General features: G+C 74.4%; 17 protein-coding genes. 13 read left to right on the top strand and 4 right to left on the bottom strand.

Going from position 1 to position 20,734, the window contains the following annotated elements; all coding sequences use genetic code 11:
• The first annotated feature begins 86 nt into the window (after positions 1-86).
• From O7619_RS25140 to O7619_RS25155, 4 genes are all read left to right on the top strand, one after another.
• Positions 87-1,814, top strand: a complete 1,728-nt coding sequence (locus tag O7619_RS25140; RefSeq protein ID WP_282283779.1) for a serine/threonine protein kinase — start codon at positions 87-89, stop codon at positions 1,812-1,814.
• Between the two features lie 106 nt (positions 1,815-1,920).
• Positions 1,921-3,978: a bifunctional adenosylcobinamide kinase/adenosylcobinamide-phosphate guanylyltransferase gene (locus O7619_RS25145; protein ID WP_282283780.1), complete on the top strand. Its 2,058-nt coding sequence runs from the start codon at positions 1,921-1,923 to the stop codon at positions 3,976-3,978.
• Positions 3,968-4,741, top strand: a complete 774-nt coding sequence (locus O7619_RS25150) for an adenosylcobinamide-GDP ribazoletransferase (protein ID WP_282283781.1) — start codon at positions 3,968-3,970, stop codon at positions 4,739-4,741. The genes O7619_RS25145 and O7619_RS25150 overlap by 11 nt, the downstream gene beginning before the upstream one ends.
• Before the next feature lie 61 nt (positions 4,742-4,802).
• Complete coding sequence (locus O7619_RS25155) at positions 4,803-6,095, top strand: DUF2314 domain-containing protein (protein ID WP_282283782.1); 1,293 nt, start codon at positions 4,803-4,805, stop codon at positions 6,093-6,095.
• A gap of 48 nt (positions 6,096-6,143) precedes the next feature.
• On the opposite strand, the gene gcvT is transcribed toward O7619_RS25155, so the two are convergent.
• On the bottom strand, positions 6,144-7,268 hold the full coding sequence (gene gcvT, locus O7619_RS25160) for a glycine cleavage system aminomethyltransferase GcvT (protein WP_282283783.1): 1,125 nt from the start codon (positions 7,266-7,268) through the stop codon (positions 6,144-6,146).
• 165 nt (positions 7,269-7,433) lie between these two features.
• Between gcvT and O7619_RS25165 the strand changes: the two genes are divergently transcribed.
• The gene (locus O7619_RS25165; protein ID WP_282283784.1) at positions 7,434-9,002 is read left to right on the top strand and encodes a leucyl aminopeptidase; all 1,569 of its coding nucleotides are present in this window, start codon (positions 7,434-7,436) and stop codon (positions 9,000-9,002) included.
• Positions 9,003-9,077: 75 nt separating this feature from the next.
• Here O7619_RS25165 and O7619_RS25170 read toward each other — a convergent pair whose 3' ends face one another.
• Positions 9,078-9,407 (bottom strand): hypothetical protein, encoded by a 330-nt coding sequence (locus O7619_RS25170; protein WP_282283785.1) that lies wholly within the window; start codon positions 9,405-9,407, stop codon positions 9,078-9,080.
• Between the two features lie 178 nt (positions 9,408-9,585).
• Between O7619_RS25170 and lpdA the strand changes: the two genes are divergently transcribed.
• The 7 genes from lpdA to O7619_RS25205 all read left to right on the top strand — a co-directional run bounded on the left by lpdA (position 9,586) and on the right by O7619_RS25205 (position 17,891).
• Positions 9,586-10,977 (top strand): dihydrolipoyl dehydrogenase, encoded by a 1,392-nt coding sequence (lpdA, locus tag O7619_RS25175; RefSeq protein ID WP_282283786.1) that lies wholly within the window; start codon positions 9,586-9,588, stop codon positions 10,975-10,977.
• A 66-nt stretch (positions 10,978-11,043) separates the two neighbouring features.
• A complete protein-coding gene (gene sucB / locus O7619_RS25180; protein WP_282283787.1) occupies positions 11,044-12,888 on the top strand; it encodes a 2-oxoglutarate dehydrogenase, E2 component, dihydrolipoamide succinyltransferase in 1,845 nt (614 codons plus the stop codon).
• Positions 12,889-12,979: 91 nt separating this feature from the next.
• Entirely contained in the window at positions 12,980-14,314 is a 1,335-nt protein-coding gene (locus tag O7619_RS25185; RefSeq protein ID WP_282283788.1) for a low temperature requirement protein A, read from the top strand.
• Between the two features lie 88 nt (positions 14,315-14,402).
• Entirely contained in the window at positions 14,403-15,281 is an 879-nt protein-coding gene (locus tag O7619_RS25190; protein ID WP_282283789.1) for an oxidoreductase, read from the top strand.
• A gap of 117 nt (positions 15,282-15,398) precedes the next feature.
• Positions 15,399-16,328: an LLM class flavin-dependent oxidoreductase gene (locus tag O7619_RS25195; RefSeq protein WP_282283790.1), complete on the top strand. Its 930-nt coding sequence runs from the start codon at positions 15,399-15,401 to the stop codon at positions 16,326-16,328.
• 28 nt (positions 16,329-16,356) lie between these two features.
• Entirely contained in the window at positions 16,357-17,367 is a 1,011-nt protein-coding gene (locus O7619_RS25200; protein WP_282283791.1) for an aldo/keto reductase, read from the top strand.
• Positions 17,364-17,891 (top strand): DinB family protein, encoded by a 528-nt coding sequence (locus tag O7619_RS25205; RefSeq protein ID WP_282283792.1) that lies wholly within the window; start codon positions 17,364-17,366, stop codon positions 17,889-17,891. The genes O7619_RS25200 and O7619_RS25205 overlap by 4 nt, the downstream gene beginning before the upstream one ends.
• Before the next feature lie 12 nt (positions 17,892-17,903).
• Here O7619_RS25205 and O7619_RS25210 read toward each other — a convergent pair whose 3' ends face one another.
• Positions 17,904-18,278: a hypothetical protein gene (locus O7619_RS25210; RefSeq protein ID WP_282283795.1), complete on the bottom strand. Its 375-nt coding sequence runs from the start codon at positions 18,276-18,278 to the stop codon at positions 17,904-17,906.
• Between the two features lie 146 nt (positions 18,279-18,424).
• On the opposite strand from O7619_RS25210, the gene O7619_RS25215 reads away from it, so the two are divergent.
• Entirely contained in the window at positions 18,425-19,324 is a 900-nt protein-coding gene (locus O7619_RS25215) for a TIGR01777 family oxidoreductase (RefSeq protein WP_282283796.1), read from the top strand.
• A gap of 69 nt (positions 19,325-19,393) precedes the next feature.
• Here the strand turns inward: O7619_RS25215 and O7619_RS25220 are convergent, their stop codons facing one another.
• The gene (locus O7619_RS25220) at positions 19,394-20,629 is read right to left on the bottom strand and encodes a PHB depolymerase family esterase (protein WP_282283798.1); all 1,236 of its coding nucleotides are present in this window, start codon (positions 20,627-20,629) and stop codon (positions 19,394-19,396) included.
• Between the last annotated feature and the right edge of the window lie 105 nt (positions 20,630-20,734).

The raw sequence follows: 20,734 nt of genomic DNA on the forward strand, positions 1-20,734 counted from the left end.
GTGGGACGCCCAAAACCCCCGCAAGCCTAGTCGGCCGTCCCCGCGACGGCCCGCCGCCATATCGACGGGGCCGGTACGGTGGCGCGGTGCTGACTTCAGGAGCGATGCTCAGCGACCGTTACCGACTGGACGCGCGCATCGCCACCGGCGGCATGGGCGCCGTGTGGAAGTGCACGGACACGCTGCTGGGTCGCGTCGTCGCGGTGAAGGTGATGCTGCCGTCGCTGCTCGCCGACCCGGAGTTCACCACCCGCTTCCGCGCCGAGGCCCGGATGCTCGCCGCGCTGCGCCACCCCGGCATCGTGCAGGTGCACGACTTCGGCTCCGCCACGCTCGCCGGCGACAGCCGGGTCAGCTACCTGGTGATGGAGTACGTGGACGGGCGCCCGCTGACGAGTTGGGTGCGGCAGGCCGGCCGGCTCGACCCGGCGTCCACCATGTCGGTGGTGGAACAGGCCGCGCAGGCGCTGCACGCCGCCCACCTCGCCGGCATCGTGCACCGCGACGTGAAGCCGGGAAACCTGCTGGTCAAACGGGACGGCACGGTGGTGCTCGTCGACTTCGGCCTGGCCCGGGCCCACACCATGGCCGGCCTCACCGCCGCCCACATGGTGCTCGGCACCGCCTCGTACATGTCCCCGGAGCAGGCCTCCGGCCAGCCCGTCTCGCCGGCCACCGACGTCTACGCGCTCGGCGCGGTGGCGTACTACTGCCTGGTCGGCCGGCCGCCGTTCGACGGTGACCACCCGATCCAGGTGGCGATGCGGCACGTGCAGGACGAGCCGGCGCCGCTGCCGCCGACCACGCCCCCGGCGGTGGTCGAGGTGATCGCGCGGGCGCTGGCGAAGAGCCCGCGTGACCGCTTCCCGACCGCGGCGGCCCTGGCCGAGGGCGCGCGGGGCGCGCGGGACGCCACGCTCGCGGGCGGGCCGGTCCCGCCGCGCCCGCCGTGGGCGGTGAGCGGCCCGACCACCCCGGGACCGTGTGCGTCCGCGCCGCCCGGCCGCCCGGCAGCGGGGACGGATCCCGCGGACGGCCCGCCGTTACCACCCGCACCCGTCTCCCCCACGGGCGCCCCGCCGGCGCCCCTGGTCCCGCCGGGGCCGGAGGGCGGATCCGTGACGCGGCGGGAACCGGCACGGCCCGGGCGGCGGTCGATGGCGCTTGTCGGGGCCGGCGGCCTGGTGCTGGTCGCGGTGCTGACGGCCGTGGTCGTGGTGGCGCTCCGCTCTCCCGACCACCCGTCACCGGGGGCGCAGCCGACCGCGCTCGGGGGTGAGTCCGCGGTCCCCTCCCCCGTGGCGCCGGTGTCCCCGAGCGGCGCCGGACCGGCGACGCCGGGCGCGAGCCGCACCGGGCGGCCCAGCCGGTCGCCGTCGGTCACCCCGAGCCGTTCCGCGCCGCCGGCCGGCGAATCGGACGGAGACGACCCGAGCACCGGTGCGCCCACGCCGACCGGCGACCCGACGCCGCAGCCGAACCCGTACACGGCCGTCCAGGTGTGCGGCGGTGGCTACCAGGTGATCGATTCGGCCATCCTGACCAGGGGTGGGATTCGGCAGGGGCGGGTCTACCTGCTCCACAGCAGCGCGGCCGGGGCCAACTGCGTGGTGACGCTCAAGGACGCCGACGTCGGGCAGATCACCACCGTCAGCACGTACCTGCAGGTCAAGGGCGAGGGGCGGCAGACCGAGAGCGGCGGCTACCGCTACTACGCCGGCCCGGTGCGCGCGACCGCCGGCGGCGTCTGCGTGAAATGGGGTGGCTCGGCCGGCGGCGCGTCCTACGGCAGCGGCTTCGAGCACTGCGACTGACCCGCCCGTCGAGCGATCGCGGTCGCGCGGCGGCCCGCGGGCGCACCAATCGCAAGCCCCGGGGCCGAGGTGCCCGGACCCGGAGCGGGAGAACTAAGGTACGGGCATGTCCGTTGACGGGTGGCACACCCTCCTGGTGCTCGGCGGTATCCGCTCCGGCAAGTCCGGGTTCGCCGAGTCCCTGGTCGCCGACGCGCCCATGGTCCGCTACGTGGCCACCGCCCCCGCCGGGGAGCCCGACGACACCGAGTGGGCGGCTCGACTCGCGACGCACCGGGCCCGGCGGCCGGGCAGCTGGACCACCGAGGAGACCGCCGCGGACCCGGGCCGGCTGGTCGAGGTGATCGCCGCCGCCGGCCCGAACGACACGCTGCTCGTGGACGACCTGGGCGGCTGGGTCACGGTGCTGCTCGACCCGGCGCACCAGCCGGCCGACGACACCGCCACCATCGCCGAGCTGGCCGCCGCGGTGCGGGCGAGCGAGGCGCGGCTGGTGCTGGTCAGCCCGGAGGTGGGTCTGTCCCTGGTGCCCACCACCCCGCTGGGCCGGGCGTTCACCGACGCGCTGGGCGCGACCAACCGGGCGGTGGCCGACGCCTGCGACGCGGTCGCGCTCGTGGTGGCCGGGCAGACCGCCTGGCTCAAGCCCCCCACCGCGCCGATCCAGGCCACCCCGACGGACCCGGCCGCGACCTCGGCCCAGACCACTCCGGCGGACCAGACCACCCCGTCGGCCCAGGCCGCGCCGTGGGACCAGCCGGCCGGCCCGGCTCCGGTCGGGGCGCACGCCGCCCCGACCGCCACGCGATCGACGGCCACCGCGACGTCGGCCCGTCAGCGCGTCGACGACGCGGCGCTGCCGGAGGTGCTCACCCCGGCGGCGACGTCGCTGCCGGCCGCCTCCACCGCCGGCCCGGCCGACGCCGAGGACTGGGCGGCGCCCACCATGGCGCTGCCGATGATCGCCACCGGCCTGGTCATCCAGCCCGGCATGGAACTGCCGATGCCCGACGACTACACCGGCCCGCAGGCGGTCGACCGGCTCGCCACGCTGGACCTGCCCGGCGCCGGTCTGGGAGTGCTGGAGCAGGTGGTCGGCTTCGCCGCCGCCACCCAGGGCACCTCCACCCCGCGCCCGTGGGACACCGTGCGGGTGCTGCTGCTGCACGGCGACCACTCCGGCGGCGCGTCGGCCGGCACGGTGGCCGGCGAGTCGGCCCGCCGTGCCCGGCAGGCCCGCGCCGGCCGGGGCGCGCTGGCCCGGCTGGCCGCCGAGAACGGCGCCAGCCTCCAGGTCGTCGAGGCGCCCACGTCGGCGCCGTTCGAGGACGGGCCGGCGCTCTCCGACGACCAGGTCGAGGCGGCGCTGCGCTACGGCTGGCGGCTGGCCGAGCAGGCCGCCGACGCGGGCGTACACCTGCTGGTGCTGGCGGCCTGCGGGGCCGGCGCCGAGGCGGCTGCCGCGGCGGTGCTGGCGGCCACCGCCGGCGCGGAGCCGCCGGCGGTGCTCGGCCGTGTGGTCAACGACCAGGGCGAGATCGACGACAACGCCTGGATGGTCCGCTGCGCGGCCGTCCGGGACGCGCTGCACCGCACCCGGCGCTCCCCCCGGGAGGCCAAGGACGTCCTGGCCGAGCTGGGCGGCGGCGACATCGCGATGGCCACCGGCGTGCTGCTCGGCGCGACCGCCCGGCGGGTTCCGGTGCTGCTCGACGGCCCGGTCGGCACCGCCGCCGGCATGGTCAGCCGGGACCTGGCCGGGCAGGCGCGGCACTGGTGCCTGCTGCCCGACCACGGTGGCCGTCCCGGCGTGCGGCTCGCCGCCGACGTGCTCGGCCTGACGCCGCTGCTGGACCTGCGCCTCGACCTGGGCGAGGGGGCGGGCGCGCTGGCCGCCCTGCCGTTGCTGCGCTCGGCGCTCACGCTCGCCGCCACCCTGCCGGTGCACCCGTCGCTGGGCGGCGCCGAGGACGAGAGCTACGCCGAGCCCGAGCCGTCCACCCCTCGGGACGAGCCGGAGCCTGCCGAACCGGCGTTCGGCGAACCGGCGTTCGGCGAGCCCGAGTCGGCTGAGCCGGCGTTCGGCGAGCCGGCGCCGGCCGGGCCGGGTCCGACCACGATCGGGTCCGACGAGCCGGTCACGCCCGGCCGACGTGCCGACTGAGCCCCGCCTCGCCGACGGCGTCCGGCTGGCGCTCACCACGTTCACCACCGCGCCGGTCCGCGCCGGCCGGGTCGACCGGGTCACGGCCGGCACCGCGATGGCGCTGGCCCCGGCCGTCGGCGCGCTGCTCGGCGCGGTGCTCGGCGGGGCGCTGCTGCTGGCCGGGGCGCTGGCCCCGCCCCTGGTCGCCGCCGGGGTCACGGTCGGGCTGGGCGCGCTGCTCACCCGCGGCCTGCACCTGGACGGGCTGGCCGACACCGTGGACGCGCTCGGCTCGTACCGGCGGGGACCCGCCGCGCTGGCGATCATGAAGCAGCCGGACATCGGGCCGTTCGGGGTGGTCGCGCTCGTCGTCGTACTCCTGCTCCAGACCGCCGTGCTGGCGGAGCTGGCCGGTCGGGACGCGCCGGCGGCGCTCGCCGGGGTGGTCGCGGCCACGTCGGCCGGGCGGCTCGCCGCCGGCCTGGCGTGCCGCCGCGGCGTGCCGACGGCCCGGCCGGACGGGCTGGGCGCGCTGGTGGCCGGAACGGTGGGGTGGGGCGCCCTGGCGGTCGGCGCGGTCGCCGTGACGCTGCTGGCCGCGCCCGCGGTGCCGGGCCGCCCGTGGCAGGGGCCACTCGCCGTGCTCGGCGCGCTCGCCGTCGCGGCCGGGCTCCTGCGGCACCTGGTACGCCGCTTCGGCGGCATCACCGGCGACGTCCTCGGCGCCCTGGTGGAGGTCGTCACCACGCTGTCCTACCTGGGACTGGTGCTGACCGCCTGAACCGTGCCCGGTCGGGCAGGTAGCGTTCGGGTGAGTGCACCGGCGGGTCGAGGGAGACGGCATGCTCATCACGGACGACTTCCTGCCCGTACCGGTGCCGGAGTCGCTCGACGCGACCTACCTGGTGCCGATCGACGGGCTGCCCCGGGTGAGCCCGAAGACGGCGGTGGAGGGGCTGGCCGGCCGGCTCGCCGCCCCGGTGTACGGGCTGGCCCGGCAGATGCTCGACAGTCCCCTGATGAGCGTGGACACGCGCACCGTCGACGAGTTCCCCGAGCTGCCGCCGGACCTGCTCGCCGCGTTCGGGGCCACCGAGGAGCAGCTCGCCCGGCTGGCCACCGCCACCCACCTGGTGGTGGTGCAGGCCGAATACCGGCCGGGCTGGCCGCCGGCGCACGAGTGGGCGGCCCGGGCGGTCGCCGCGGCGGTCGCCGAGACGGTCGGCGGGGACGTGGTGGACGTGTTCGGGCTCCAGTTCCTCGACCCGGCGACCGCGCTGCGCTCGCTCCCGGACGAACACGGCCGGATCCGGCTCGTCGACTGGGTGCTGGTGCCCTACTCCTCCGACGCCGACGGGCTCTGGTTCACCACCAAGGGGCTGCGCCGCTTCGGGCTGCTGGAGTTGCAGGCCCAGGGCGTGCCGGACCACCTCACCCGGGCCTGGGGCGCGGTGATGACCGGGGCGGCCCGGCGGCTGCTGCGGGACTGGACCGACGGGCTGGCCGGCGAGGAGGTGCCGGCGTTCGTGCAGCTCCCGGTGCTGGCCACGGTGACCGGGCACGACATCGCGGTGGCGTACGGCAACCCGGAGCAGCACGGCGCGACCGCGCCGGTGCTGCTGCGCCTGGAGCTGGACCCGGCCACCGACCCGGACGCCGACTCGTTCCTCAGCCTCAACCCGCCGCCCGGGCATCCCGGGCCGCCGGGCCGCTACTTCGCCGCCGCCTGCGCGACGCTGTTCGACGGCATCCAGCCCGATGTCCGGTACGCCCGCACCGGCGACGCGATGAGCCGGGCGGTCGCGACCGCCCGGGCCGCGCTCGGCGACATCCGGGCCCGGTTCCTCGCCGGCGGGCTGCCGTCGGAGAGCCAGCTCGTGGTCAAGTACGGCCTGCCCGGCGACGACGGCCCGGAGTACGTCTGGGCCGGCGTCACCTCGTGGGACGCCCCGGAACGGATCGTCGGCGCGAGCGCCACCGACGCCAACAGCGACCCGAGCGTGCGGATCGGCTCGCCGGTCGTGGTGGAGGCGTCCGACGTCGTCGACTGGGCCGTCCTGGACGGCACCGGCGTGCTGGAGGGCGGCTGGACCCAGGCCGTCCTGGACGCCGGCGAGCGCCTGCGCGAGGACTGACCCGGGCGTCTCAGCCCGAGCGCCTGCGCGAGGACTGACCCGGGCGTCTCAGCGGACCGAGGGCTCGACGAACGGCGGCCGGGTCAGGCGCATCCGGGCGCGACGTCCGCGGATGTCCACCGCCAACTCCTCGCCGTCGGGCAGCTTCGGGTCGGTGTCGACCAGGGCGAGCGCGATGCCGTGCTTGAGCGTCGGGCTGAACGTGCCGCTGGTGACCACGCCGACCTGCCGGTCACCGGCGTACACGGTCATGCCGGGGCGCGGGATGGCCCGGTCCACCGCGGCGAGGCCGCGCAGCGTACGGGCCGGACCGGCGGCCTTCTCGGCGCGCAGCGCGTCCCGGCCCCAGAAGGCCGGCTTGTCCCAGCCCACCGCCCAGCCGGAGCGGCCCTGCACCGGGGTGATCTCCGGGGAGAGGTCCTGCCCGTGCAGCGGGTATCCCATCTCGGTGCGCAGCGTGTCCCGCGCGGCCAGGCCGCAGGCGCGCACGTCGGGCCCGGCGGCGAAGATCGCGTCCCAGACCGCGACCGCGTGTTCGGCGGGTACGACCAGCTCGTAGCCCAGCTCGCCGGTGTAGCCGGTGCGGCAGACGGTCAGCTCGACGCCGGCCAGCGTGGCGGCGGAGAAGCTCATGTAGTCGTGCCCGGTCGGCAGGCCGAGCGCGGTGAGCAGGTCCGCCGAGCCCGGCCCCTGGACGGCGAGCACCGCGTACGCCTCGTGCTCGTCGGTGACGGTCACGCCGGCCGGCGCGGCGGCGCGCAAGCGGCGGGCCACCTCGGCGGTGTTCGCCGCGTTCGGCACCAGGAAGACGTGGTCGTCGGCGTGCAGGTAGGCGATGATGTCGTCCACCACGCCGCCGGTGGCGTCGTCGCAGCAGAGCGTGTACTGGGCCTGGCCGGGCGCGATCCGGCCGAGGTCGTTGGTGAGGCAGGCGTTGACGAAGTCCGCCGCGCCGGGCCCGGCGACCCGGATCTTGCCCAGGTGCGAGACGTCGAAGACGCCCACCCCGGTACGCACGGCCGTGTGCTCCTTCAGCACGCCGCCACCGGCGTACTCCAGCGGCATCTGCCAGCCACCGAAGGGGGCGAGTTTCGCGCCGAGCGCGGTGTGTCGCTCGTGCAGCGGGGAACGGCGCAGCCGGGTCTCGGCAGCGGCGGAGGTCACCTCGGTCATGGGTGGCAACTTACCGGCCGGGCCCCTGGTGGTTAGCATCGGCGGGATCCCGTCGGCGCGCATCGGCGGGACAGCCACGCTTCCGGCGGGTAGGTTGCCGCCGGAGAGACCTTCATCGCCGGTACGCGACGACGCGGCCGGCCCGGCCCGCCCGGAGTAGCTTTCGTGACATCGCCCCGCACCACCCTCAGCCTGGTCGACACCGACCCCGCCGAACTCGCCGTCGACGCGATCGTGATCGGCGTGCACAGCCAGAACACCGAACCGGGCGCCGGCGCACCCGCCGCCGCCCTGCTGCTGGCCAGCGGCGCGGAGAGCATCGCCGCCGCGTTCGACGGAAAGCTGACCGAGACGCTGGCCCTGCTCGGCGCGACAGGTGGCCCGGGCGAGGTGATCAAGCTGGCCACGCTGGGCACGGTGACCGCCCCGGTGGTCGTCGCGGTCGGGCTCGGCCCGGAGCCCGCCGGCGCCGCGCCCGCCCCCGAGTCCCTGCGCCGGGCCGCCGGCGCGGCGGTGCGGGCCCTGGCCGGCGCGCCGCGGGTCGCCCTCGCCCTGCCGCTGCCCGACGACGCCGACGCCCCGGCCGCGTTGCGCGCGGTCGCCGAGGGCGCGCTGCTCGGCGGCTACCGGTTCGCCGGTTACAAGACCAAGCCGCAGCCGACCCGTCGGGAGCCGGTGGCGGAGGTGCTGATCGGGGTGCCGGACGCCGCCGACGCGACCGCCCAGGCCGAGGTGGCCCGGGCGCAGGCGGTGGCCGGCGCGGTGCGGACCAGCCGGGACTGGGTCAACACCGCCCCGAACGAGCTGCGCCCGCCGGCGTTCGCCGACTCGGTGGCGACCGCCGCCCGGGAGGCCGGGCTGGAGGTCGAGGTGCTGGACGAGGCGGCGCTGGCCGCCGGTGGCTACGGCGGCATCATCGCCGTGGGTCAGGGTTCGGAGGCGCCGCCGCGGCTGGTGAAGCTCACCTACACGCCGGCCGGCGGCGGCAACGGCAAGCGGGTCGCGCTTGTCGGCAAGGGCATCACGTTCGACACCGGTGGCATCTCGATCAAGCCGGCGCAGGGCATGTGGGAGATGAAGTCGGACATGGCCGGCGCGGCGGCGGTCGGCGCGGCCATGCTGGCGGTGGCGGCGCTCAAGCCGTCCGTGGCCGTCACCGGCTACCTCCCGATGGCGGAGAACATGCCGTCGGGCACCAGCTACCGGCCGGGCGACGTGATCAGCATGTACAACGGCAAGAAGGTGGAGGTGCTCAACACCGACGCCGAGGGCCGGATGGTGCTGGCCGACGCGATCGCCCGGGCGTGCGAGGACGGCACCGACTACCTGTTCGAGACGTCGACGCTCACCGGCGGCCAGGTGATCGCGCTGGGCAAGCGGATCGCCGGCGTGATGGGCAGCCCGGAGCTGTGCGAGCGGGTGCGGGTGGCCGGCGACGCGACCGGCGAGCCGGCCTGGCCGATGCCGCTGCCGGACGACGTACGCAAGGGCATGGAGTCCGACGTGGCCGACATCTCCCAGGTCAACGCCGGGATGGACCGGGCCGGGCACATGCTCCAGGGCGGGGTCTTCCTGCGCGAGTTCGTCACCGACGACGTGGCCTGGGCGCACATCGACATCGCCGGCCCCGGCTACCACTCGGGCGAGCCCACCGGCTATCTGACGAAGGGCGGCACCGGCGTGCCCGTCCGCACCCTGCTCGCGCTGGTCGACGACGTCGCCGCCAACGGCTGAGGTGTAAGGAGGGGCCCCCGCTTAACGCATTCTGCATAGGCGGGGGCCCCTTTTAACACCTGGCGGCGGTGGCGCTTAGAACAGCTCGGGGCGGCGCTTGCGGCGCTCGTTGTAGTCGCGCATCCGCTGGGGGTAGCCCATCAGGCGGACGTCGTAGATCGGGATGGCGGTCCGGTGCGCCCAGCGACGGGCGTCCTCCGGGCTGCCGACCCGCCGTCGGGTCCACTCGCCGTCGTCGGCGATCAATATGACTGTGGTCTCGGTGACGGTGGTCCGCGGTTCCAGAAAGGCCTCGACGCCCCGCCGGGTGCGGACAAAGTTCTCAAGGTGGTCCAGATCGGCGCGTTCGGTAGCGCGGTCGCGGCTCACCGCGGCCACCCGCTTGCGTCGTCGGAACAGCGCCACCGGACCCACTCCTCCCCCGGAATGTCATCGAAGACGGTGCCAAGGGTACGTGCCGCCGACGTGTCGTTGGGCACCTCGGTACGCGCTCGGCCGTCGGTGGTGACAAGATGACCGAGGTGGGGTGTGCCTGTTACCCCGCCGTAACCCCCGATGCAGTGACGCGACCTGGGAGTTGGATGTGAGCGAGCCGAACGACACGACCTTCGACATCGTCATCCTCGGAGGTGGTAGCGGCGGCTACGCGGCGGCGCTGCGTGCCGCCCAGCTGGATCTCTCCGTCGCGCTCATCGAGAAGGGCAAGCTCGGCGGCACCTGCCTGCACAACGGCTGCATCCCCACCAAGGCGCTGCTGCACGCCGCCGAGGTCGCCGACCAGACCCGCGAGTCCGAGCAGTTCGGCGTGAAGGCCGAGCTGGTGGGCATCGACATGGCGGCGGTCAACTCGTACAAGGACGGCGTGGTCTCCCGCCTCTACAAGGGCCTCCAGGGGATGCTCAAAAGCAACAAGGCGATCACCATCGTCGAGGGCGCCGGCAAGCTGGTCGGGAAGAACGTCGTCGAGGTCGACGGCAAGCGTTACACCGGCCGCAACATCGTGCTGGCCTCCGGCTCGTACGCGAAGACCCTGCCCGGCCTGGAGGTCGACGGCGAGCGGATCATCACCAGCGACCACGCGCTGACCCTGGACCGGATCCCGTCGTCGGCGATCGTGCTCGGCGGCGGCGTGATCGGCGTCGAGTTCGCGAGCGTCTGGAAGTCCTTCGGGGTCGACGTGACCATCGTCGAGGCGCTGCCCCGGCTGGTCGCGGCCGAGGACGAGGAGTCGTCGAAGGCGCTGGAGCGGGCGTTCCGCAAGCGGAAGATCAACTTTAAGGTCGGCAAGCCGTTCGAGAAGGTCGAGAAGACCGACAAGGGTGTCAAGCTGACCATCCAGGGCGGCGACGTGGTCGAGGCCGAGCTGCTGCTGGTCGCCGTCGGTCGCGGCCCGAACACCGCCGACCTCGGGTACGAGGAGCAGGGCGTCAAGATGGACCGCGGCTACGTGCTGACCGACGAGCGGCTGCGCACCAGCGTGCCGAACGTCTACGCGGTCGGCGACATCGTGCCCGGCCTCCAGCTCGCGCACCGCGGCTTCCAGCAGGGCATCTTCGTCGCCGAGGAGATCGCAGGGAAGACCCCCGCCGTGATCGACGAGGCCGGCATCCCGCGCGTCACCTACTGCGACCCGGAGCTGGCCTCGGTCGGGCTGACCGAGGCGAAGGCCAAGGAGCAGTACGGCGCCGACAAGGTCAAGACCTACAACTACAACCTGGGTGGCAACGGCAAGAGCCAGATCCTCAAGACCGCCGGCCACGTGAAGCTGGTCCGGGTGGACGACGGCCCGGTGGTCGGCGTGCACATGGTCGGCGCCCGGGTCGGTGAGCTGATCGGCGAGGCCCAGCTCATCTACAACTGGGAGGCGTACCCGGCCGAGGTGGCGCAGCTCGTGCACGCCCACCCGACCCAGAACGAGGCCCTGGGCGAGGCGCACCTGGCCCTGGCCGGCAAGCCGCTGCACGCGCACGCCTGACACGACAACCGCGGCGTCCGGCGACGGGCGATGATCCCACCAGGGGAATGAAGGAGTCTGGAGAACATGCCGGTATCGGTCACCATGCCCCGGCTCGGCGAGAGCGTCACCGAGGGCACCGTCACGCGCTGGCTCAAGCAGGAGGGCGACACCGTCGAGGTCGACGAGCCCCTGCTGGAGGTGTCGACCGACAAGGTGGACACCGAGATCCCGTCGCCCGCGGCGGGCGTGCTGAGCCGGATCGTCGTCGGCGAGGACGAGACCGCCGAGGTCGGCAGCGAGCTGGCGGTCATCGCCGGTGAGGGCGAGGACGCGGGCAGCGCCCCGAAGGAGGAGGCCGAGCCGGCCACCGAGCCGACGGCCGCCGCCGAGGGCACCGGCCCGGAGCCGGAGCAGGCCGCGCAGGCCGCCGCGGAGCCCGGGGCCGAGGCGGAGCAGCCGGCCGTCGAGGAGCCGGCCCAGCCCGCCGCGTCGTCGGGCGAGGGCACGCCGGTGACCATGCCGGCGCTCGGCGAGAGCGTCACCGAGGGTACGGTCACCCGCTGGCTCAAGCAGGTCGGCGAGACCGTCGAGGTGGACGAGCCTCTGCTGGAGGTGTCGACCGACAAGGTGGACACCGAGATCCCGTCGCCGGTCGCCGGCACCGTGCTGGAGATCAAGGTCCCCGAGGACGAGACCGCCGAGGTCGGCGGCGTACTGGCGATCGTCGGGGCGGCCGGCGCCGCGCCCGCCGAGGCGAAGCCCGAGCCCAAGCCCGAGCCGAAGGCGGAGGCGAAGCCCGAGCCGAAGGCCGAGCCCAAGCCGGAGCCGAAGGTCCAGGAGCCCACCCCGGGCATGTCCTACAACGAGCCGTCCGCCGAGGCGGAGCAGGCCGCCGAGCCGGCCAAGGCCGAGCAGGCGGCCCAGCCGTCCGCGCCGACCGCCGCGCCGCAGCGTCCGACCGCCCCGGCCCAGGGTGGCGGCGAGGAGGCCGCCGGTTACGTGACCCCGCTGGTCCGCAAGCTCGCCGCCGAGCACGGCGTGAACCTGGGCTCGGTCAACGGCACCGGCGTGGGTGGCCGGATCCGCAAGCAGGACGTGCTGGAGGCGGCCGAGAAGGCGAAGGCCGCCACGGCTCAGCCGGCCGCCGCCGAGCCCGCCGCCGCGAAGGCGCCGGCCCAGCCGGCCGCCAAGCCGCAGCCGAGCAGCAAGCGGGGCACCACGGAGAAGCTGCCGCGGATCCGGGCGACCATCGCCAAGCGGATGCAGCAGTCGCTGCACGAGACGGCGCAGCTCACCACCGTCGTCGAGGTGGACGTCACGAAGGTCGCCAAGCTGCGTACCCGGGCCAAGGACTCGTTCCAGGCCAAGCACGGTGTGAAGCTGTCCTTCCTGCCGTTCTTCGCGCTCGCCGCCATCGAGGCGCTCCAGACCCACCCGATCATCCAGGCCAGCATGGACCTGGAGGGCGGCACGATCACCTACCCGGCCGCCGAGCACCTCGGCATCGCGGTGGACACCGAGCGCGGGCTGCTCGTGCCGGTCATCCACAACGCCGGTGACCTCAACATGGGCGGCATCGCCAAGCGGATCGCCGACCTGGCCGAGCGCACCCGGGCCAACAAGATCACCCCGGACGAGATGGCCGGCGCGACCTTCACGCTCACCAACACCGGCAGCCGGGGCGCGCTCTTCGACACCCCGATCGTGCCGTCGCCGCAGTCGGCGATGCTCGGCACGGGCGCCGTGGTGAAGCGGCCGGTCGTGGTCAACGACCCGGATCTGGGCGAGGTCATCGCGGTCCGGTCGATGGTCTACCTGGCCATGTCGTACGACCACCGGCTGATCGACGGCGCCGACGCCGCCCGCTTCCTGACCGCGGTCAAGGAGCGGCTGGAGGGCGGCAACTTCGAGGCCGAACTCGGCCTCTGACGCACGGGACGCGAAGGGGTACGCGGCGGTCGCCGCGTACCCCTTCGTTGTTTCCGGCCCGCCGCCGGCCGCGCGCTGACAGACTCGGCCGGTGGGCGGGTACGGGTGGCGGGGGCGCCTCGGGCCGGCGGTGCCGGTGGCCCCGGGCGCCCGGGTGGACCGGTTCGAGATCTTCTTCGACCTGGTCTTCGTCTTCTCGTTCTTCATCATCACCCGGGCCACCGCGCTCCAGGTGAGCGGCGGCGCCCTGCTGCACGCCCTGCTGGTCCTCGCCGTGCTCTGGTGGTCGTGGGTGGTGCACAGCGTGGTGGCCACCCGGGTCCGGCTCGGCGAGGGTTTCGTCCCGGTGCTCATGACGGTCGGCATGGCCGCGCTGTTCACGTTCGCGCTGTCACTGCCGAACGCGTTCCGCGACCCGCGCGGCAACGACGCCGGGCCGATCGTCGCCGCGATCAGTTACACCGTGCTGCGGCTGGTGCACCTGCTGCTGTACCAGCACGCGGTGCGGGACAGCCCGGACGAACGCCGGCAACTGATCCGGTTCGCCCCGGAGGTGATCGGCAGCACCGTGCTGCTGATGGTCGCCGCGCTGGTGCCGCCGAAGATCGACGGTCTCACGTCGGCGGCCGTGGTCCGCGACGGGTTGTGGGCGACCGTCGTCCTGCTCCAGTACGGCACCGGCATCCTCGCCGGCACCTGGGGCTGGGGCGTCGCCTCCGCCGAACACTGGACGGAGCGGTACGACCTCATCCTGATCATCGCGCTGGGTGAGTCGGTCATCTCGGTCGGCGTCGGCAGCAACCTGCTCGGGCAGCCGCCCACCTGGCCGGCCGTGGTGGCGGCGGTGCTCGGCATCTTCTTCACCGCCGCGCTCTGGTGGGCGCACTACGACATGGTCGGGCCGGCCGCCCGGATCGCGCTCCACGCCGCCCGGGACGGGCCACGGGTGGCGATGGCCCGGGACGCCTACGCGTACCTGTTCCTGCCGATGATCGCGGGCATCATCCTGTTCGCGCTCGGCGCCGAGATGATCGTGCACGACATCGCCAGTCCCGACGTGCCCCCGAGCGAGTCCGCGCACGGGCCGGCCGTACCGCTGCTCTTCGGCGGGGTGGCCGCCTACATCTGCGGCAACATGCTGTTCCAGGCGCGGACGCTGCGCACGCTGAGTTGGACCCGGGTTGCGGCGGTGCTGCTGCTCGGCGCGGCCATCCCCGTCGCGCAGCGGGTGCCGGGCCTGGTCGCGATGGGGCTGCTGACCGCCATCACGGTGGGTATGGTGGCGGCCGAGGTGATCGTCTTCGATGCGGGTCGGCGTGCGCTGCGCAAGCTGGTCTTCGAGGAGCGGGCCAGCCACGAGGCGCACGAGGCGGCCTGGCGGGCCCGCTGGCACGAGCAGCCCGACGACCGCGACGAGGGCGAGTGACAGGCACGGCGTGTGAACCGGCTGTCCGGCTGCCGCGTGTCACCTCTCGGCCCCACCGTGGGGCTTTCGCGAGGGACGGGGAACCCGCATGACCATCGACACCGTTTCCGCCGGCGCGGCCGGCATCTGGCAACTCGGCGACCGGACCGTCAACCGGATGGGCCTCGGCGCGATGCGGCTGACCGCGAACGCCGACGGCAGCCCCAGCGACCGGGACCGGGCCGTCGCCGTGCTGCGTCGGGCGGTCGAGCTGGGCGTCAACCACATCGACACCGCGGCGTTCTACTTCTCGCCGCTGCGCTCGGCCAACGAGTTGATCAACCGGGCGCTGTCGCCGTACCCGGAGGATCTGGTCATCGTCACCAAGGTCGGGCCGGGCAAGGACCCGTCCGGCCAGTGGCTGCCGGCGGCCCGGCCGGAGCAACTGCGCGGCCAGGTCGAGGAGAACCTGCGCCAGCTCGGCCGCGACCACCTCGACGTGGTCAACCTGCGGGTGCACGGGCCGGAGCCGCTGGCCGAGCACTTCGGCGCGCTCACCGAGCTGGTCGACGCCGGGCTGATCCGGCACCTCGGCGTCTCCGCGGTACGCGCGCACCAGGTCGCCGAGGCGCGGACCATCGCGCCGGTGGTGTGCGTGCAGAACTCGTACGGCCTCGGCTACCGCCGGAGCCACGACGAGCTGATCCGGGACTGCGCCGCGCACGGCACCGCGTTCGTGCCGTTCTTCTCCATCGTCACCAGCGGGCGGGAGGCCGGGGCGACCGGCGAGGAGCACCCGGAGGTGCTCGCGGTGGCGCGGGAGCACGGCGTCAGCGCGGCCCAGATCCGGCTGGCCTGGGTGCTGAGCCGTGGCCCGAACGTGCTCGCCATCCCCGGCACCGGCGACCCGGCGCACCTGGAGCAGAACGTCGCCGCCGCCGCGCTCCGCCTCTCCCCCGAGGCCCTGGCGCGCCTCGACGCGGTCTGAGGTTGTTAAGCGGGGCCCCCGCCTCTACCGAATGCGTTAAGCGGGGGCCCCGCCTTACCCTTCGGCCCTCGGCAGAAGGGGCGGGTGGTGAGCGGGACGCGGGCGGACACTGGGCCGATGGCGATCTTCTCCGTGCAGGCCCGGCCCACCGACGCGACGAGCTGGGCGGAGCTGGCCCGCACCGTCGAGGCCGCCGGCTTCGACGCGCTCCACGCCGCCGACCACCCCGGTTTCGGCCCGTCGCCGTTCGTCGCGCTGGCCGCCGCCGCTGCCGTGACCAGCACGCTGGGCCTCGGTTCGTACGTGTCGAACGCCGGCGTCCGGGAACCGATCCTGCTCGCCGCCGACGTGGCCACGTTGGACGTGGTCTCCGGCGGTCGGGCGCGGCTCGGCCTGGGCGCCGGCCACACCCCCGGCGAGTGGCGGGCGGTCGGCCGGGAACGCCCCGACGTCGCCGGCCGGGTCCGCCGCTGCGTGGCGGTGGCCGAGGCGGTACGGGCGCTGCTGGCCGGGGACGAGGTCACGGTGGACACCCCGGACCTGGCCGCGCACGCCGCCCGCCTCGACGGGCCCCGGCCGGTCCAGGAGCGGATCCCGCTCACCGTCGGCACGGCCAACTCGACGCTGCTGCGCTGGGCCGGCGCGCACGCCGATGTGATCGGCCTGACCGGCTTCGGCCGCACCCTGGCCGACGGTCACCGGCACGAGGTCCGGTGGCGGGCGGACCAGCTCGACGCGCAGCTCGCCCACGTGACGGCCGGCGCGGCCGGCCGGGCCGCGCCGCCGGCCCTGGAGGCGCTGGTCCAGCGCGTCGCGGTCACCAACGACGCCGAGGCGGTCGCCGCCGAGACGGCCGCCGAGACCGGCCTCACCCCGGCGGAGCTGCTGGCCACCCCGTTCGTGCTGATCGGCACCGAAGATGAGATCGTCGCGGCGGTGGCCTCGCACCGGCGCCGCTGGGGCGTCACCCGCTTCGTGGTACGCGCCGACGCCGTCGACGCGCTCGCGCCGCTCGTGTCCCGGATGGCCGGAAACGGCTGGACTTAGAGCGCACTCGAGATAGGACACTGGGATCATGACGACGACACGACGGCTGGGCCGCAGCGGCATCGAGGTCAGCGCCATCGGCATGGGCTGCTGGGCGATCGGCGGCCCCCTCTGGGCCGGTGAGCAGCCGCTCGGCTGGGGCGAGGTGGACGACGACGAGTCGATCCGCACCGTCCACCGGGCGCTCGACCTCGGCGCGACCCTCTTCGACACCTCCAGCAACTACGGCGCGGGGCACAGCGAGCGGGTGCTCGGCCGCGCGCTCGCCGACCGCCGGGAGCAGGCGGTGATCGCCACCAAGTTCGGCTACCCGACCGACGAGGCGACCCGGCAGGCCGCCGGCGAGGACGGCACTCCCGCCTACGCGCGCCGCAGCCTGGAGGGCTCGCTGCGCCGGCTCGGCACCGACCACGTCGACCTCTACCAGCTACACCTGGGCGGCCTGCCGGTGCCGCAGGCGCTGGACCTGGTGGAGACGCTTGAGGGCCTGGTCACCGCGGGCAAGATCCGGGCGTACGGCTGGAGCACCGACGACCCGGCGTCGGCGCGGGCGTTCGCGGAGGCGGGTCCGCACTGCGCGGCGATCCAGCACGACCAGTCGGTGCTGCGGGACAACGCGGCGATGCTCGCGGTCTGCGAGGAGTTCGACCTGGCCAGCCTCAACCGGGGGCCGCTGGCGATGGGCCTGCTCACCGCCAAGTACCAGGACGCGCCGGCCGCGCGGGGCGGTGACGACGTGCGTGGGGTGGCGCCCGAGTGGCTGACCTGGTTCAGCGACGGGGTGCCGCGCGCCGAGTGGGCCGACCGGGTGGCCCGGGTCCGCGAGGCGCTCACCGCCGACGGGCGCACGCTCGCCCAGGGCGCGTTGGGTTGGCTGCTCGCGCGCAGCCCGCAGACGCTGCCCATCCCCGGCTGCCGGACCGTCGGCCAGGCCGAGGAGAACCTGGGCGCCCTGGCGTACGGGCCGCTGCCGGAGGCGTCGTTCACCGAGGTGGAACGCCTCCTCGCGGACCTGCGCACCGCTCCGGCGACCGCGTGAGCGCCGCGCCTGGGGCGTCCGACCGACGGTTCGCGTTGCCGCCCGACGCCGACGAGCGGACCCTGCTCGACGCGTTCCTGGACTTCCAGCGGGATGCCCTGGTGCGCAAGTGCGACGGCCTGTCCGACGAGCAGTTGCGGGCGCGGCCGGTGCCGTCGTCCGCGTTGTCGCTGCTCGGCCTGGTCCGGCACCTGGCGACGGTCGAACGCTGGTATTTCCAGGGCGTGTCCACGGACGCGCCCTGGCCCGGTGACCTGTTCGACCTGACCGACGATGTCGACGCGCCGTTCCACGACGTCGCCGACGCCACCGGTCCGGAAACCTTCGCGCTGTGGCGTGAACAGGTGGCGGCGTCCCGCCGCATCGCCGGTACGCGCTCCCTCGACGCGATCGGACGCACCCCGGGCTCCGGAGCCGAACGATCGCTGCGGTGGGTGCTCACCCACATGATCGACGAGTACGCCCGCCACCTGGGCCAGGCCGACATCCTGCGCGAGGCCATCGACGGCCGCACCGGGGAGTGAGCGCGTCGCGGGCTACTGGCCGAAGGTGTGGCGCAGCTCGGCGTTGATCAGTTCGTTGAGCCGCTTGCGCAGGTGGCCCAGGAGCGAGTCGTCGGGCAGCGGTTCGGCCATCAGCAGCCGCCAGCGCAGCAGGGTGCCGGCACCGCCGTCGGGCGCCAGCTCGAACCGCACCCGGGCGTCCGGCCGGCGGGGCCAGAGCGACGACCAGACGACCAGTTCCGGGTACGCGGTCTCCAGCACCCGGGGCGGCTGCTCGTCGTCGAGCAGCGCCAGCCAGGGGCGGGCGGGGTCCCGGTCGGGGTCGGTGAGCGCCTCGAACACGACCGCGGGCGGCGGCGGTTGCGTGCGTGCGCGGCTACCCACCTCGCACAGCGCCGCGTCGGTCACCGCGCCATTCTCCCCGACCCGCAGCCTTCGGGTGCGCCGAGTGAGCGATCCACCGATCTCCCCGCCGGCGGGGAGAAGTCGTGCGTGACGAGTGAGTGATTTCGCTCCACGCATCCGGATCGCGCCGCGTACCCGAAGATGTGAGCATGCGGATCCTCATGGCCGGCGTGTCCGGCTTCCTCGGCACCCGACTGGTCGGCCGTCTCACCGCGGACGGCCATCAGGTCACCCGGCTGGTCCGCCGCGCGCCGCGCACGCCGGACGAGCGGCGGTGGAATCCGTCCGCCGCGCAACTCGACCCGCAGTTCGTCGCGGACGCGGACGCGGTGGTGAACCTGGCCGGCGCGGGGGTGGGCGACAAGCGTTGGAACGACGACTACCGGAAGCTGATCCGGACCAGCCGGGTGGACAGCACGACCACGCTCGCCATCACGATCGCCGGCCTGCCGACCGCGGACCGGCCGGCGGCGCTGCTGAACTCGTCCGCGGTCGGTTGGTACGGCAACACCGGTGACCGGATCGTGGAGGAGGACGCGCCGGCCGGGGAGGGGTTCCTGGCCGACGTCTGCCGGGTCTGGGAGGCCGCGACCCGGCCGGCCGAGGACGCCGGGGTACGGGTGGTGCGGCTGCGCACCGGGCTGCCGCTGCACCGCGACGGTGGCCTGCTCAAGCCGCAACTGCTGCCGTTCCGGCTGGGTGTCGGCGGCAAGCTGGGCAACGGCCGGCAGTGGCTGCCGTGGATCTCGATGCCGGACTGGCTGGACGCGGCGGCGTTCCTGCTGGCCCGCGACGACGTGGCCGGGCCGGTCAACGTGGTCGGGCCGGCGCCTGTCACGAACGCCGAGTTCACCCGCGAGTTGGCCCGCCTGCTGCACCGGCCGGCGATCATGCCGATCCCGGCGCTGGCGTTGAAGGTGGCGCTCGGCGGGTTCGCGCACGAGGCGCTCACCAGCGCCCGGGTGCTGCCCGGGGTGCTCGGCAAGGCCGGTTTCACCTGGGCACACCCGGACCTGCCGGGCGCGCTGCGCGTCGCCCTCGCCGGGTGAGCCGGTGGGCGTTAAGCGGGGCCCCCGCCTATGCAGAATGCGTTAAGCGGGGGCCCCTCCTTGCATCTGTCAGCAGTTGATGACCCAGTAACTCGGGGCGGTCTGCTTCAGCGTGGTGGTGTAGAAGGTGTTGTAGAGGCCCATCCGCTGGCCGCTACCAAGCGCGTAGGCGTACCCGCCGGACTGGTAGGCCCGACCGGCGGCGACGTGCGCGTAGTTGCTGGCGGTGACGCAGACCGGCGCGGTGGTGGGCGACGCGGTGGGCGACGCGGTCGGGGTGGGTGCGGCGGTCGCGGTCGCCGTCGGGGTCGGGCTCGGCGTGACGCCGCCGCCTCCGAGCCCGAAGAAGAGCGCGTCGCGGTACGTCGAGCAGATGGTGTCCAGGAAGTACGCCCCGGCGGTGCCGCACTGGTCGGCGGCCGAGCCCGGGTCGACCGGGGTGCCGTGGCCCATGCCGGCGACGCGGTAGAGGCGGACCCGGTCGTTGCCGTAGACCTCCAGGCTGGTGCCGCCCGGCAGCGAGGACGTGCTGGTCGGGGTCTGCGACACGCCGAGTACGTTCGTCCACTGGTCCCGTGACTCGGTCGCGTTCGCCGTCGCCACCGTGTAGTCGCTGGCGCCGTGCCAGATGGCCACCCGGGGACGCGCTCCGGCGTATCCGGCGTACGCGCCGCGGACCAGGTCTCCCCACTGGGCGGGGGTCTTGTCCACGCCCGGGTTCATGCAGGTGAAGGCGTTGACCATGCTGGTGGCGCAGCGGTACGGGATGCCGGCGATGATCGAGCCGGCGGCGAACACGTCGGGGTAGGTGGCGAGCATGACGGCGCTCATCGCGCCCCCGGCGGAGAGGCCGCTGACGTAGACCCGGCCGGCGTCGGTGCCGTAGTTCGACTTCGCGTAGTCGACCATCTGCTTGATCGACAGCGCCTCGCCCTGGCCCCGGGCGGTGTCCCCGGTCTCGAAGAAGTTGAAGCAGGAGTTGGCGTTGTTGCCGGACGTTTGCTGCGCCACGATCAGCGCGAACTTCCACTGGTCGGCGTACTTCTGCCAGCCGGAGTTGGCGAAGTAGGTGGCGGCGTTCTGGGTGCAGCCGTGCAGCAGCACCACGGCCGGCGCGTTGCCGGGCAGGCCGTCCGGGCGGTAGGCGTACATGCTCAGGTTGCCGGGGTTGGAGCCGAAGCCGCCGACCTGGGTCAGCGAGGCGGCCTGCGCGGGCAGCGCGGCGACCAGGACACCGGCCGCGGCCAGCACGATCCCGGCCGCCGCCCCGGCGAGGCGCGTGATGAGGGTTGAGGAGCGGGACACGGGGACCTCCCGATCATGGAATGTGAACTGAATCACTCTCCGAGTTGCCGCGACGTTACGGCCGTGTTTCATCGACCGGAATGGCTGTCGGTCACACATTCACCG

The sequence above is a fragment of the Micromonospora sp. WMMD998 genome (assembly GCF_029581235.1).
In the GTDB taxonomy this organism is placed as follows: Bacteria; Actinomycetota; Actinomycetes; order Mycobacteriales; family Micromonosporaceae; genus Micromonospora.